This is a genomic window from Pseudomonas sp. GW821-FHT11G12, from assembly GCF_058808055.1.
In genome coordinates, this window is record NZ_JBXARH010000001.1 from 588792 (window position 1) to 603088 (window position 14297).

At 61.6% G+C, this 14297-nt stretch carries 16 protein-coding genes; 5 read left to right on the forward strand and 11 right to left on the reverse strand.

Features of this window, described 5'->3' with window-relative positions; translation table 11 throughout:
• Position 1 precedes the first annotated feature (1 nt).
• Together AC1RR7_RS02670 and AC1RR7_RS02675 are read right to left on the reverse strand one after the other, a co-directional pair.
• A complete protein-coding gene (locus tag AC1RR7_RS02670; RefSeq protein ID WP_273535324.1) occupies positions 2-517 on the reverse strand; it encodes an HvfX family Cu-binding RiPP maturation protein in 516 nt (171 codons plus the stop codon).
• A gap of 57 nt (positions 518-574) precedes the next feature.
• Positions 575-778 (reverse strand): HvfA family oxazolone/thioamide-modified RiPP metallophore, encoded by a 204-nt coding sequence (locus AC1RR7_RS02675; protein ID WP_085711459.1) that lies wholly within the window; start codon positions 776-778, stop codon positions 575-577.
• 241 nt (positions 779-1019) lie between these two features.
• On the opposite strand from AC1RR7_RS02675, the gene glsB reads away from it, so the two are divergent.
• Positions 1020-1928, forward strand: a complete 909-nt coding sequence (glsB, locus tag AC1RR7_RS02680) for a glutaminase B (RefSeq protein WP_096820185.1) — start codon at positions 1020-1022, stop codon at positions 1926-1928.
• Positions 1929-1997: 69 nt separating this feature from the next.
• Positions 1998-3500: an aldehyde dehydrogenase family protein gene (locus AC1RR7_RS02685; protein ID WP_493155995.1), complete on the forward strand. Its 1503-nt coding sequence runs from the start codon at positions 1998-2000 to the stop codon at positions 3498-3500.
• 47 nt (positions 3501-3547) lie between these two features.
• Here the strand turns inward: AC1RR7_RS02685 and AC1RR7_RS02690 are convergent, their stop codons facing one another.
• The 4 genes from AC1RR7_RS02690 to cynS form a co-directional block, all read right to left on the reverse strand.
• Complete coding sequence (locus AC1RR7_RS02690; protein ID WP_493155997.1) at positions 3548-4321, reverse strand: alpha/beta fold hydrolase; 774 nt, start codon at positions 4319-4321, stop codon at positions 3548-3550.
• Positions 4322-4492: 171 nt separating this feature from the next.
• Positions 4493-5152 (reverse strand): carbonic anhydrase, encoded by a 660-nt coding sequence (locus AC1RR7_RS02695; RefSeq protein WP_096820182.1) that lies wholly within the window; start codon positions 5150-5152, stop codon positions 4493-4495.
• A gap of 11 nt (positions 5153-5163) precedes the next feature.
• Positions 5164-5400, reverse strand: coding sequence for a DUF2790 domain-containing protein (locus AC1RR7_RS02700; RefSeq protein WP_273538972.1), 237 nt, complete (start codon positions 5398-5400; stop codon positions 5164-5166).
• 84 nt (positions 5401-5484) lie between these two features.
• A complete protein-coding gene (gene cynS / locus AC1RR7_RS02705) occupies positions 5485-5949 on the reverse strand; it encodes a cyanase (RefSeq protein WP_248740851.1) in 465 nt (154 codons plus the stop codon).
• Between the two features lie 120 nt (positions 5950-6069).
• Between cynS and cynR the strand changes: the two genes are divergently transcribed.
• A complete protein-coding gene (gene cynR, locus AC1RR7_RS02710; protein WP_273538974.1) occupies positions 6070-6948 on the forward strand; it encodes a transcriptional regulator CynR in 879 nt (292 codons plus the stop codon).
• A 74-nt stretch (positions 6949-7022) separates the two neighbouring features.
• Here cynR and AC1RR7_RS02715 read toward each other — a convergent pair whose 3' ends face one another.
• The 4 genes from AC1RR7_RS02715 to AC1RR7_RS02730 all read right to left on the reverse strand — a co-directional run bounded on the left by AC1RR7_RS02715 (position 7023) and on the right by AC1RR7_RS02730 (position 10358).
• Positions 7023-7352 (reverse strand): hypothetical protein, encoded by a 330-nt coding sequence (locus tag AC1RR7_RS02715; protein ID WP_102622063.1) that lies wholly within the window; start codon positions 7350-7352, stop codon positions 7023-7025.
• Between the two features lie 175 nt (positions 7353-7527).
• The gene (locus AC1RR7_RS02720; RefSeq protein ID WP_176504837.1) at positions 7528-7818 is read right to left on the reverse strand and encodes a hypothetical protein; all 291 of its coding nucleotides are present in this window, start codon (positions 7816-7818) and stop codon (positions 7528-7530) included.
• Between the two features lie 45 nt (positions 7819-7863).
• Positions 7864-8367, reverse strand: a complete 504-nt coding sequence (locus tag AC1RR7_RS02725; protein WP_273538977.1) for a GNAT family N-acetyltransferase — start codon at positions 8365-8367, stop codon at positions 7864-7866.
• A gap of 47 nt (positions 8368-8414) precedes the next feature.
• Positions 8415-10358, reverse strand: coding sequence for a DNA topoisomerase III (locus AC1RR7_RS02730; RefSeq protein ID WP_493155999.1), 1944 nt, complete (start codon positions 10356-10358; stop codon positions 8415-8417).
• A gap of 279 nt (positions 10359-10637) precedes the next feature.
• Between AC1RR7_RS02730 and AC1RR7_RS02735 the strand changes: the two genes are divergently transcribed.
• Positions 10638-12044 carry a serralysin family metalloprotease gene (locus tag AC1RR7_RS02735; protein ID WP_273538980.1) on the forward strand — a complete coding sequence of 469 codons (1407 nt, stop codon included), beginning with the start codon at positions 10638-10640 and terminating at the stop codon, positions 12042-12044.
• A 140-nt stretch (positions 12045-12184) separates the two neighbouring features.
• Positions 12185-12553 carry a DUF427 domain-containing protein gene (locus AC1RR7_RS02740; RefSeq protein ID WP_096820174.1) on the forward strand — a complete coding sequence of 123 codons (369 nt, stop codon included), beginning with the start codon at positions 12185-12187 and terminating at the stop codon, positions 12551-12553.
• A 50-nt stretch (positions 12554-12603) separates the two neighbouring features.
• Here the strand turns inward: AC1RR7_RS02740 and AC1RR7_RS02745 are convergent, their stop codons facing one another.
• Positions 12604-14226, reverse strand: coding sequence for an MFS transporter (locus AC1RR7_RS02745; protein ID WP_493156000.1), 1623 nt, complete (start codon positions 14224-14226; stop codon positions 12604-12606).
• Positions 14227-14297: the final 71 nt, after the last annotated feature.

Genomic DNA, 14297 nt, shown 5'->3' on the forward strand with positions numbered 1-14297 from the left:
CTCAGCGGCTGGCGCGTTTCCAGAAAAAACGCGCCAGCCACGTATCCACGCTCAATTTGCCGGCCCCGGCGAACACCAGCGGCACCAGCGCAGCCAGGTAAATCGCCGGCAGCTTGAAGTTGCCGAAGCCCTTGTTGGTGATCGCGTAACCCTGCGCCAGTTCGCTCAACGACGACCAGTCTGCCGGCCAGTGCACGGCGGCGGTGGCGACGACCGTCACGACGATCAGCGAAATGGCCGAGATCCGCGTGCCGAGTCCGATCAGGATCGCCAGCGCGCAGATCAGCTCGGCCCACATCGACAGCTCCCAGTTCAGCGTCGCCGGCAAGTGATCGAAGGGAAACGGGAAACGGTCTTGAATGTCTTCGAACCAGTTCTGGCCGTTGAATTTCTCCAGGCCCGATTCGAAAAACTCCCAGGCGATGAACAGGCGCAGGGTCAGCGGCGCCAGCCATTGGCCTGCGCGGTCGAGGTTCAGGTGCAGGCCTTTGACGGCCGTCGAGAGAGCAGTGGTCATGGGATGGCTCCGTTCAATCAAGGGAAAACGGGACACCGGCGTGCCCCGTGAAGAGGGTTATTCGCCGGCACCGCACTTGCCTTCGCCGCATTTGCCTTCCGAGGTTTTTTCCGGGGTGTCGGCCTGGGCCTGGGTCTGGCTGTAGCCGTGATCCAGTTGCTTGACGCTGAACGCCTCGGAGGCCGAAGCAGCGTTGGACAGGGCCAGGCCACCGGCAAGCAGCAGGCCGAGCGTCAGGGAGGTTTTCGAGAGTTTGGTCATGGTGAATCTCCGATACGAAATGTGAGTTCAAAGGCTTGATCGGTGTTGCCGATCGACAGGTTCATTTGAACGTCGGGCTGTATCGGTGATGTGTCGCGAACGGGGGGATTTGTGCTCGTGGTGTGTCCGTCGCCGCGTCGTATACAGTGCGATACACAAACGCGGTGTGATTCGGCTGGCGGGCGCAGCGTCTAGCCACGGTGTCCCCGCAATCCCATGGGGCGAGACTTCGAGACCCGGCATGCAAGCGCTGTTGAACGAGATCCTTGACGCTGTCCGGCCCCTGATCGGGCAGGGCAAGGTGGCTGACTACATTCCCGCCCTCGGCACCGTGCCGCCCGATCAACTGGGCATCGCGGTGTACGGCAACGACGGCGAGATGTATTGCGCCGGCGATGCCGAGACACTGTTCTCGGTGCAGAGTATTTCCAAGGTGTTCAGCCTGGTGCAGGCCATCGAACACTCCGGCGAGGCGATCTGGGAGCGACTGGGCCACGAGCCGTCCGGCCAGCCGTTCAACTCGCTGGTGCAGCTGGAATTCGAACGCGGCCGTCCGCGCAATCCGTTCATCAACGCCGGGGCACTGGTGATCTGCGATATCAACCAGTCGCGTTTTGCCGCACCGGCCTTGTCGATGCGCGATTTCGTGCGTCGGTTGTCGGGCAATCCGCAGGTGATGGTCGACGGCAAAGTGGCCGAGTCTGAATACCAGCACCGCGCACGCAACGCGGCGATGGCCTACCTGATGCAATCCTTCGGCAACTTCCACAACGACGTCGAAGCGGTGCTGCGCAGCTACTTCAGCCACTGCGCGTTGCGCATGAGCTGCATCGACCTGGCCCGGGCGTTCTGCTTCCTGGCCAACGACGGCTATTGCAAGCACAGCGGCGAACAGATCCTCACTCGCCGCCAGACCCAGCAAGTCAACTCGATCATGGCCACCAGCGGCCTGTACGACGAGGCCGGCAACTTCGCCTACCGTGTCGGTTTGCCGGGCAAGAGCGGTGTCGGTGGCGGCATCGTTGCCGTAGTGCCGGGGCAATTCACGGTGTGCGTGTGGTCGCCTGAACTCAACGCAGCGGGCAACTCGCTGGCGGGCATGGCGGCGCTGGAAATGCTCAGTTCGCGGATCGGCTGGTCGGTGTTCTGAGCCTGTGTTGCTTTGAGGGTGGGCAAGCTATACATTTTCCGGCCGCCCTCAATATGGTGAATCCGCTCCATGTCTCTCGCGCTCGAACGTCTCGTCGCTGGCACGCCCATCCCTTTCGCCGGTAACCGCGTCACCGTGGTCAGCCCCGAACTGGCCGAGCGTTTCCGACCCGGCGACCACCTGTTGGTGGAGCAGGTGAGTGGCGAGTTGTTGCTGATTCCGGTGGTGGATCAGCAGGCGGCTTCGGTGGCGATCGAGCTTGCAGCAGCGGCGTTTACTGCGTTGTCTGCTGTGTCGGATGAAGCCATCAGCCGTTTCTTCGATCTGTTTGCCCAACGCCTGGAAAACCCGGACGCCTGGGCGCTGATCGAAACCGCCAACCTCGCTGACATCGAACGGGCCAAGGCGCGCGGTCGTTCGACCACCCGTTTGCTCGCCGACGAGCGCATGCGCCGCGACATGATCGCCGGCCTGCGCGCCTGGCGTGATGCGCCGGCCACGCGCGGCAAGGTTATCAGCAGCGTCGAACACGACGGCTGGAAGGTCGAGCAAGTGGTGTCGCCGCTGGGCATCGTCGCGTTTGTGTTCGAAGGCCGGCCGAATGTTTTCGCCGACGCCGCTGGCGTACTGCGCACCGGCAACACCGCCGTGCTGCGCATTGGCAGCGATGCATTGGGCACCGCGCAAGCCATCGTCACTCACGCCCTGAACCCGGCGCTGGCCGATGCCGGTCTGCCGGCGGGTGCGGTGTCGCTGGTCGAGAGCGTCAACCACGCCGCCGGTTGGGCGATGTTCGCCGACCGGCGTCTGTCGCTGGCGGTGGCCCGTGGTTCGGGCCGTGCGGTCAGCCAGTTGGGCAGCATCGCCCAGCAGGCCGGCACCGCCGTCAGCCTGCACGGCACCGGTGGCGCGTGGCTGATCGCCGATCGCGATGCCGACGCCAAACGCTTCGCCGCTGTGGTGCGCAACTCGCTGGATCGCAAGGTCTGCAACACCCTCAACGTCTGCCTGATCCAGCGCGAGCGTGCCGCTGAACTGGTGCCGTTGTTCCTCGACGCGTTGCAGCAGGCCGGCACCGCGCGCGGTCAGGGCTGCAAATTGCACATCGTCGAAGGCAGCGAAAGCTACCTGCCGAGCGACTGGCAGAACGCGACGGTCGAGGTCTATCGCGCCGAGGGTTACCAGACCGAAGCCCTGGCCGAGCCATTGCCGGAAGCGCAACTGGGCCGCGAGTGGGAATGGGAAGAAACCCCGGAAACCAGCCTGATGATCGTCGACGATCTGGATCAGGCCATCGCACTGTTCAACCGCTACAGCCCGCAGTTCACGGTGTCGCTGATCAGCGAAGACGCGGCGGTTCAGGAGCGTTTCTACAGCGCGGTCAACGCGCCGTTCGTGGGCAACGGGATTACCCGTTGGGTCGACGGCCAGTACGCGCTGAACAAGCCGGAACTGGGGCTTTCGAACTGGGAGAGCGGACGGTTGTTCGCCCGCAGCGCGATTCTTTCCGGAGACGGTGTGTTCACCGTGCGCAGCCGCATGACCCAGGTCGATCTGGGCGTAAAACGCTAAAACCAAAACGCCGCGCCTGTCGCAATGACAGGCGCGGCGTTGTTGTTTCACTTGGCGGTGGCGGCGGATTCGATCAGGCTGGCCACGGTTTTCGGATTCGACACCATCACCACATGGGACGCGCCTTTGACCACCACGGTCTTTTGGGCGTGCGCCCGTTCGGCCATGAACGCCATGGCTTGTGGCGGGATGTTCTTGTCCTTGTCGCCGTACACGAACCACGACGGAATCGTTTTCCAGGCTGGCTCGCTGGCTGCCTCGTTCAGCGCGGCCTCGGTGACCGGACGCTGGGTGGCGGCCATCAGTTTTGCGTCGGCGTTTGGAACATCGGCGGCGAACTGGTCATGGAACTTGTCCTGCTGGATGTACAGATCCTTGTCGCCATCCTTCAGGGTAACGGGCGGCGCGAGAGTCGGGCCGAGGGTGCTTCCGGGGAATTTGCCGGCCAGTCCGGCCACGGTTTCACCGGCTTCGGGCGCCAGTGCCGCGACATACACCAGCGCCTTGACGTTGGCGTTGCCGTACGCGGCTTCACTGATCACCGGCCCGCCATAGGAGTGGCCGACCAGCACCACAGGCGACTTGATTCCGGCCAGCACATCGGCGACTGATTGCGCATCGCCCTTGAGCGTACGCAGCGGGTTGGCCGCCGCGATCACCGGATAACCGTCCTTTTCCAGAATCTTCACCACACCGTTCCAGCTGCTGGAGTCGGCGAAGGCACCGTGCACCAGCACCACGGTGGGTTTCTCGGCGGCCATCGCCGAGGTGGCGCCGGCCATGGCGGCGGCGAGGGCCAGTCCTGCAAACAGCTTGTTCATCGAATGTTCCTTGTGTCGGGAGGAGGGATGCAGCGTCAGGGCCTATTCAAGGCGTCCGCTGTATCGCTGATGTGTCCGCCTTCCGGTGCGGGTGCATGGAACTGTGTCTGGCAGGGCGCTGGCTACACGCTGATACAAAGCAAACGCCCCGGCAGGTGCTGGGCGTTCGGTTCATGCGGCATCGACCGTTTGGCCATACACCGCGCACGTCGATGGTTGCTCAGCCAGCGAGACGAAGGTGCGGCGGTCGGCGCTCAAGGCATCGATGGAGCCGGTCTCGATGTCATAGACCCAGCCGTGCAGGTTCAGCAGGCCTTTCTCCTGGGCCAGACGCACGCTCGGGTGGGTCTGAATGTTCGCCAGTTGGGCGATCACGTTCTCGCGCACCATCGAACTCAGCTTGGCCGCGTCATTGGCGTGTGGCCGCGATTCGTTGACCACCTTCGCCGACTCGGCATGTTGCAGCCAGCCGCTGACAGCGGGCAGGTGATCCATGCATTTGCACTGGGCGATGGCGGTCATGGCGCCGCAATCGGAGTGGCCGCAGATCACGATGTCGGTCACGCCAAGCACGGCCACCGCGTATTCCACCGTCGCCGAAACCCCACCCGGATGCGGGCTGTAGGACGGCACGATATTGCCGGCGTTGCGGATCACGAACAGTTCGCCGGGTTCCTGTTGGGTCAGCAGTTCCGGAATTACACGGCTGTCGGAGCAAGTGATGAACAAGGTGCCCGGGGTTTGGGTAGTCGCCAGGTATTTGAACAGTTCAGTGCGTTGCGGAAAGGCTTCGCTCTGGAACTTCAGGAATCCTTCGATCAGGTTTTTCATGGTGTGTCCTCTCAGTTGGAGCAGCCAGTGCCGAACTCGCTGTATTGAAGAATGTGTTTTGCGCCATTGCTGTCGAGGTAAGTCATTTCGACCGGTACCACGCCGCAGACGTCGGCGACCGGGGTGATGCTCACGACCTGCGCGATGTCCAGTTGCATGCCGTAGCGGTAGGCGACAGCTTCTTCACTGGCCTGGGCTTGAGCGCAAAGGCCGGCGAGCAGGGCCAGGGACAACAGAATTTTTTGCATGGGGCAGCCTCCAGACGGATGTGGTGACGACTTGGCAATTCAGGTTTGGGCGGGCCCGCACGCGGGGTGCGGGCTCGGGATGGATCAGAACGGACGCAGCGGGAGGAACTTGCCGTCGAGGGTGACCACGGCGCGGGAACCGCCTTCAGGGTCTTCGACTTTCTTGATGTCGAGCTTGAAGTTGATTGCGCTGATGATGCCGTCGCCGAATTGTTCGTGAACCAGTGCCTTCAGGGTGGTGCCGTAGATCTGGATCATTTCGTGGAAGCGGTAGATGGTCGGGTCGGTCGGCACACCATCGAGGCTGCCGCGCAGCGGGATGATTTGCAGGGCGGCGACGTCTTCGGTGCTCAGCTCAAGCTTGTCGCCAACGACTTCCGCGGCGGCTTTTGGCAGCGGGTGTTGGCCGAGGAGGGCGGCGGTGACGTAGGCCAGACTCAGGCCGGTGCCGTCGGCCAGGTCCTGCCACGACAGGTTTTTCTGTGCCTTGGCATCCAGGGCGCGAGTGGTCAGGGCGATGCGGCTGTCGTTGTAGGCTTGAGATTGCATGGTGTTTCTCCTTTCGGGGTTGGCTTGCTGTGTGGGGTTCATCTTCTGCCGATTGATCCATAGCGTCCAAGACCGATATACAATGCAAAGCATAAGCACTGCCTATAGATGGAGAGCCCCATGCTGCTGCGACATTTGCGTTACCTGCTGGCCGTGGCCGATCACGGCGGTTTCACCCGGGCGGCCGAGGCGCTGCACGTGTCGCAGCCGACCCTGTCGCAGCAGATCCGCCAGTTGGAGGAAAGCCTCGGTGTGGATCTGTTCGACCGCACCTCGCGTTCGGTCAAACCCACTGACGCCGGCCAGGCCTACATCGAATGCGCACGACGGGTGCTGGTGGAGCTGGAGGCGGGCAAGCGCGCGTTGCATGACGTGAAGGATCTGTCCCGAGGCTCACTGCGTCTGGCCATGACCCCGACCTTCATGGCGTATCTGGTGGGGCCGTTGGTGCGCGATTACGTGGCGCGGTATCCGGGGATTCACCTGGAGATTTTCGAGTTGTCGATGGATGACATCGAGGCCGGGCTGGCGGATGACTCGCTGGATATCGCGATTGCTTTCACACCAGTGCGCAATCCGGACATTGAATGCATTCCGGCGTTTGTCGAGACGCTGGGCGTGATGGTCGGGCGTGAACATCCGTTGTATGACAGTGCTGCAGTGCTGACGCCGGATGATATTGCGCAACTGGATTTCGCTCTGTTGGCGCCGGACTTCATCACGCGGCTGTCGATTGACGAGTATTTCCGTCAGCACGGCATCACGCCCAAGGTGCAGATCGAGGTGAACTCGGTAAGTACATTGCTGGAAGTAATCCGGCATGCGCCGATTGCGACCATGTTGCCGGAGGCCATTGCGACCGAGGATCGGGCGTTGCGCCGGTTGCGGGTCGAGAGTGAGGCGCCGCAGCGGGGGGCGGCGTTGTTGCGGCGCAAGAACAATTATCACAGTGCGGCGGCGGTGGCGTTCATGGAGATGGTGTTGGAAAACCGTTCATGAACATTGCGGGTGATCAATAAAAAAGGGCCTGCTCCTTATCGGAAGCAGGCCCTTTTGTTTATTGAAGTTAGAACTCAGTAGAACCGATCAATCACCCGAACTTCGTTCTTGTTCTGCATCGAGTCCCACGCCTGTTTCAGCGTTTGCAGAACATTACCGATGAAGTCCTTGTCGGCCGCGGCTTTCTTGCCGACATAGCCGTGGCCGCGGCGGTACATCTTCAGGCGGGCCAGCAGATTCTGGTTGTTCCGGTCGAACTCGTCTTCACCAGCATGGGGCGACAGGCAGTCGATATGCACCTGACCCGACTTGCTGATCCACAGAATATGGCTGTCGTGGCTGTCTTTTTGCGCAGCGAACATACGAGCCAGTTCTTCGATAGTTGGTTGATTGTTCAGATTCATGATTTTGCCCCTTGACCAGTCTGGTGATCTTTCAAAGTTGATTCGCTAATACAGGTAGCCCATCGGTTAGTTGATCCCTGGCACCGAAACCAGGACGTCAGCGGTCGCCCGTGTGAAGTACGGGGTCATGCATCTGTTGCATGTAGTCGTGTTGAATAACTGCTACGCAATAGCGTCACAACGAGGAGAAGCAGCGAAAACCGGGAGGCTCCTTGACGACGTTTTCAGGGTCGACCACAAGCGTCTTGAGAATTTTCGCCAGCGCTTCTCGTCCTTGTACTGGACGTTCAGGCCAGGTCAGCTTCTTCAATCTGCCTTGTGGGCAGCGTGTATCCGGAAAAAACAGCTCGGCGGTCAGACGAGCTTGCTCAAGCGTGTTGCCAGTGCTCCCGATCGGGGAGACGTCTGCATCATGCAAAAGCAAAACGACGCCGTCAACGGTTTTGTAGTGATTATTTTTGGTCACTACATATTGTCGGACAAAGTCATTCTGGAATGAGAAAAGGGCCGTTCAGGCAACGTGGGAAGGGCTGCGCAGGCAGTAGAACGTGCAGGGGTAACCGTCTACGGTTTTCTGCTGGCGAGTGAAGTCGCCGCCGCTCACCTCGGGGATGACCCTGGCCCAGAACCGCTGCGCAGGCAGGTTGGCGTCGACATGGAAAATCTGCCATTGACCGGGCAAGTGGCTCAAGAGGGCAGAGGCGACAAACTGCGCGACGCCTTGGCCACGCCAGTGTCGGCTGACGAAGAAATAGCCGATGTTGTAGTCGGCGCCTTCAATGAGGAGGTGGTCATCGACGGTCACGAACCCCGCCAGTTCGCCGTCGACGTGAATCAGGAACGGACGGGTTGCCGGTTGGCGCCAGTAATCGTCCTTCAACTGGATCGGGAAGAAACCATGCCCGCCCAGCTTCAGTGGCAGCCATTCGCTGAAGTCGTAGGTGTAGAACTGCATCAGGTTTTCGAGGGTGTCCAGTTCGTCGCGCCGGGCGACGCGCAGTTCGATGACAGACATGTCACTGGCTCCTGACAATCACTGCAGAAACAGTAGCGCGCAGAGGGCTATTTGGCTGCCGGTTTCGTCGTACGTTTGCTGGTGCCGGTGGTTTTGCGCCGAGTGGTCTTGCGCTTGTTCTTCCACGGTGCAGCGGCTTTGCCGGCAGGGGGCGGGCCGCTGATGGTCAGGCTCAGGCCGGCACAACGGCTCACTTGCTTGCTCATCCACGCGGCCTGTTTGGTGACGAACTCTTCCAGACTCATCTCGCCGCTCTGCACCATGTCCAGCGCCTGTTCCCAGATCGCCGTGGTGCCGGGGTCGGCAATCGCTCGCGGCACCGCGTCGATCAGGCTGAACGCGGCGGGCGTGGCGGCGAGGGCCTTGCCGTTCTTCACCAGATAACCGCGATCCAGCAGGCCCTGGATGATCGAGGCGCGGGTGGCTTCGGTGCCGATGCCGGTGGTGTCCTTGAGTTTCTGCTTGAGCAGCGGGTCTTCCACCAGTTTGGCGACGTTTTTCATCGCCTTGATCAGATCGCCTTCGGTGTAGGGCTTGGGTGGCTGCGTCCACAGGTCCTTGAGCTTCACGTCAGCGATAGCGCACTCGGCGCCCTGGGTCAGCGTCGGCAGGGTTTGCGGGGCAGGGGCTTCACGACCCTTTGCCGGGGCCAGTGCTTCCGGCAACGCGCGTTTCCAGCCGGGCTCGATGATCTGCTTGCCGACGGCACGCAAGGCTTCACCGGCGCAATCGAAGTCGGCCTGGGTGCGGTCGTATTCATGATTGGGCAGGAATTGCGCCAGATACCGCGCTCGAATCAGCGTGTAGACCGCCCGGTGCTTGCCGGTCAGACGCTCCAGATTCTTAGCGGCGGCGGTGGGGATGATGCCGTGGTGGGCACTGACCTTGGCGTCGTTCCAGGCGCGGGAGCGGCGCTGTGGCTCCAGATGTTCGCGCAAGGCGTCGAGGCTCGGGTCGGCTTGGCGCAGCGCCGCGAGAATCCCCGGCGCCTCGCTGTGCTGGCTCACGGGCAGGTAGCCGCAATCGCTGCGCGGGTAGGTGATGACTTTGTAGGTTTCGTAGAGGGCCTGGGCAATGTCGAGGGTTTCCTGGGCGCCGAGGCCGAGCTTCTTCGAGCAGACTTCCTGCAAGGTGCCGAGATCGAAGGGCAGGGGCGCCACTTCGCGCATGCGCTCGGTGCGCAGCTTGACCACCCGGGCACTGGCGGCACTGCTTATTGCCGCAGCCGCTTGCTGGGCGAGAGCCTGATTGAGGCAGCGATCCTGATCGTCACAGGCATCGTTCGGCGCACGCCATTGCGCTGTGAACGCCGTGCCGTCCTGCAGCAGTTGCACATCGATGGCCCAATACGCGACAGGCACGAAATCGGCGATGCTACGGTCGCGATCCACCACCAGCCGCAGGGTCGGCGTCTGCACCCGGCCCACCGGCAACACGCCTTGATAGCCGGATTGCCGGCCAAGCAGGGTGAACAGGCGACTCATGTTCATTCCGATCAGCCAGTCTGCTCGTGAACGCCCCAATGCCGAGTGATAGAGGCTGAAGGTTTCTGCTCCCGGCTTCAGAGCCGCCAAAGCCTTGCGGATCGATGCTTCGTCCAGTGCCGACAGCCACAAGCGGCGGATCGGCCCGCGATAGCGGCAATGTTCCACCAGTTCCCGGGCGATCATCTCGCCTTCGCGGTCGGCGTCGGTGGCGATGATCAGTTCGCTGGCCTCGCCGAGCAGGCGTTTGACTGCCTTGTACTGGCTGGCAGTGCGCGGCTTGACGGTCATTTTCCATTTGTCCGGGATGATGGGCAGGTCCGCCAGCACCCAGCGCTTGTAGCGTGCGTCGTAGGCGTCCGGCGGGGCGGTTTCCAGCAAGTGGCCGATGCACCAGGTCACCGTGACGTCCGTTCCCAGCCAGCAGCCGTCGCCTCGGCGCCTGGCGCCCAGCACGGCCGCAATATCCTTGGCCTGGGAAGGTTTTTCACAGAGGTACAGCCGCATAACCACCGTCGTCGATCATTGCCCGAAGAGGCGCACAGAATGGCCTGACTCGGGCGAAGGGGCAACTTTTATCTGTATGGATATACAGATAAAAGGATTGCCGGTCATGACAGCCGTCGCCGGGGCAATCGGGGACGCTATCGAGAAATTGATTAGCGCCCCCCTTGGCGGCTGTGGCAGGTTCAATTTGCCTCAACAGGGCGAGTGACAGGACGATCTCGCCAGAAGATCGCCGTTTTTCTGTCTGACACTGACCATTTAGAAACAAGGACGTACACCATGTCTCAACCTTCCTCTCAGGCCACCAGCGCCTTCACCGCGGTCGACACTTTCAGCCACCTGTATGACCGTGGCACCGGGACCGTCAACGGCAAGCCGTCGTTCACCGCCGACCAGGCCGCCGACGAAATCCTGCGCAAGGGCATGTCGTGGCAAGACAAGAACGCTGACGGCAAGATTGATCTGACCTACACGTTCCTGACCGACAAACCGTCGAACTACAACCCGAAACTCGGCAACTTCAGCGAGTTCAGCGCTCAGCAGAAAGACCAGGCCATCCTGTCGATGCAATCGTGGTCGGACGTGGCCAAAGTCACCTTCACCGAGGGCAAGGGCGGCGACGGTCACATGACCTTCGGCAACTACGACGTCAGCACCGGCGGCGCGGCGTTTGCCTACCTGCCGCAGGGCAGCAGCTATGACGGCCAGTCGTGGTATCTGATCAACGATAAGTACCAGGTCAACAAGACCCCGGACACCAACAACTACGGGCGCCAGACCCTGACCCACGAAATCGGCCACACCCTCGGCCTGTCGCACCCGGGCGCCTACAACGCCGGCAATGGCAACCCGACCTACGGCGACGCCAAGTACGCCGAAGACACCCGTGGCTACAGCCTGATGAGCTACTGGAGCGAAGCCAACACCGACCAGAACTTCAGCAAGGACGGCAGCGGCGCCTACGCCTCCGCACCGTTGCTGGACGACATCGTCGCCGTGCAGAAACTCTACGGTGCCAACCTGGAAACCCGTGCCGACGACACCGTGTACGGCTTCAACTCCAACGCCGACCGCGACTACTACAGCGCTACTTCGGACACCTCCAAAGTGGTGTTCTCGGTGTGGGACGGCGGCGGCAACGACACCCTGGACTTCTCCGGCTTCAGCCAGAACCAGAAGATCAACCTCAACGAAGGTTCGTTCTCCGACGTCGGCGGCCTGGTGGGCAACGTCTCCATCGCGTATGGCGTGACCGTTGAAAACGCAGTGGGCGGCTCGGGCAATGACCTGTTGATCGGCAACGCAGCGGCCAACGACCTGATTGGCGGTGCTGGCAACGACATCATCTACGGCGGTGGCGGTGGTGATTCGCTGTGGGGCGGTGAAGGCGCAGACACCTTCGTGTTCGGCGCTGCCAGCGATTCGACCATGACCGCACCGGACTGGATCATGGATTTCACCAGTGGCCTGGACAAGATCGACCTGTCGGGCATCGCTGGCTTCGCCTCGGGCGCGGCCACGCTGAACTTCGTCAGCGGCTTCACCGGGCACGCGGGCGACGCGATCCTCACTTACTTCGAACAGACCAACCAGACCAGCCTGATGATCGACCTGACGGGCCAGGGCTCGGTGGACTTCGCAGTGGGTGTAGTGGGCCAGGCCGTGGCGACCGATATCGTCGCCTGATCTGAAACCGGAAAACCGCAGCCTTCGCCGGCTGCGGTTTTTTTATGAGCGGAAAAAAACCGTTCGGCTGCGAACCCGACGAGATCCGGCCGCATGGGTTATACCTGAAGCGCTCTCTTCGCTGCTGTCAGGAGAAACCGATGAAAACCTCCGGTCCCAGTCCCGTCATCACCATCGCCGAGCAGCCAGGCTGCCTGCTGGTGAAGTTCCATGGCATACAAGTCGCCGCCTCCGCCCGAGCATTGGTGCTGCTCGAGGCGAATTATCCGCCGGTCTACTACATCCCCCGCGAAGACATCGACGAAAAGTACTTCGCCCGCACCGACCACACGAGTTATTGCCCGTACAAGGGCGACGCCAATTATTTCAGTCTGCAAGTGCCCGGGCATGAGGGGGCGAACGCGGTGTGGACGTACGAACATCCGAAAATTTCGGTCAGCCAGATCAAGGATTACGTTGCGTTCTATCCCGATCAGGTGAAGTTTGAATTGCTGGAGGCGGAGGTCTGAAATTCAGTGCGGTGGCGAGGGTGTGAACCCCTCGCCACCCTGATCAAGGATCAGTTCTTGTCGAGGTCGATATTCTTCGTCTCACGCAGACAAATCATTCCCACCACCAGGCTCACCCCGGTAATCAGCACCGGGTACCACAGCCCGTAGAAAATATCCCCGGTGTACACCACCAGCGCAAACGACACGGTCGGCAGGAAACCGCCGAACCAGCCGTTGCCGATGTGGTACGGCAAGGACATCGAGGTGTAGCGGATGCGGGTCGGGAACAGTTCAACCATCAGTGCTGCGAGCGGGCCGTAGCACATGGCGGAGATGATGATCAGGGCGACGATCAGGGCCACGATCATCGGCTTGTTGATCTGTTGCAGGTCAGCCTGTTGCGGGTAGCCGGCGAGGGTGATCGCGCCGCGCAGGGACGCTTCGTCGAAGCCATCGAGTTTCACATCGCCGACGCTCACTTGCACCGCGCTGCCCGCCGGGGCGGCGATGCTGGAGTAGGGCAAGCCTTGCTTGACCAGGAAGGTCTTGACCTTGTCGCACGGGCTGTCGAATTTGGCCTTGCCCACCGGGTCGAACTGGAAGGTGCAGGTGGCCGGATCCGCCACAACGGTGATCGGCGCCTGTTGGCTGGCATGGTCGATGGCCGGGTTGGCGTAGTGGGCCAGGGATTTGAAGATCGGGAAGTACAGCGCCGTCGCCAGCAGCAGGCCGAGCATCAGCACCGGTTTGCGTCCGACCTTGTCCGACAGCCAGCCGAAAATGATGAAGAACGGCGCGCCGATCACCACGCTGATGATCAGCAGACTGTTGGCCACTGCCGGGTCCATTTTCAGGAACTGGGTGAGGAAAAACAGCACGTAGAACTGTGCGGCGTAGAAGGTTACCGCTTGCCCGGCGTTGATGCTGAACAGGGCGATCAGCACGACTTTGAGGTTTTCCCATTTACCGAAGGATTCGCGGATCGGCGCCTTGCTGGCCTTGCCTTCCTCTTTCATCTTCAGATAGGCCGGCGACTCGTGCAGGCTCAGGCGAATCCAGGTGGAAATGCCCAGCAGCACGATCGACAGCAGAAACGGAATGCGCCAGCCCCAGACTTCGAACTGATCGCCGGTGAAGTAGCGGCAACCGAGCACCACCAGCAGTGACAACAGCAAGCCGAGGGTCGCGGTGGATTGAATCCAGCTGGTGTGGAAACCGCGTTTGCCGATGGGCGCGTGTTCTGCCACGTAAGTCGCGGCGCCGCCGTACTCGCCGCCGAGGGCCAGGCCCTGAAGCATGCGCAGCCCCACGAGAATGATCGGCGCGGCGATACCGATGCTGGCGTAGGTCGGCAGCAGGCCCACGGCGAACGTCGCCACGCCCATCAGAATGATGGTCGCAAGGAACGTGTATTTGCGCCCGATCATGTCCCCCAACCGACCGAACACCAGCGCCCCGAACGGCCGCACGATGAAGCCTGCGGCAAACGCCATCAACGCGAAGATGAATGCCGTGGTGTCGTTGACCCCGGCAAAGAACTGCTTGCTGATCACCGCCGCCAGGGCGCCGTAGAGAAAGAAGTCATACCACTCGAACACCGTCCCCAGGGACGAGGCGAAGATGACCTTTCGGGTATCGGGGCTGGCGTCCGCGCTGCGCACGGCGTCCAGAGACTGAACGTGTTCTGACATATCGGTATCCCTCACAGTGATTGTTTTTGTTGTTCCACTGTCGGCGCCGACCTCGTGGGCTGGCGCCGCTA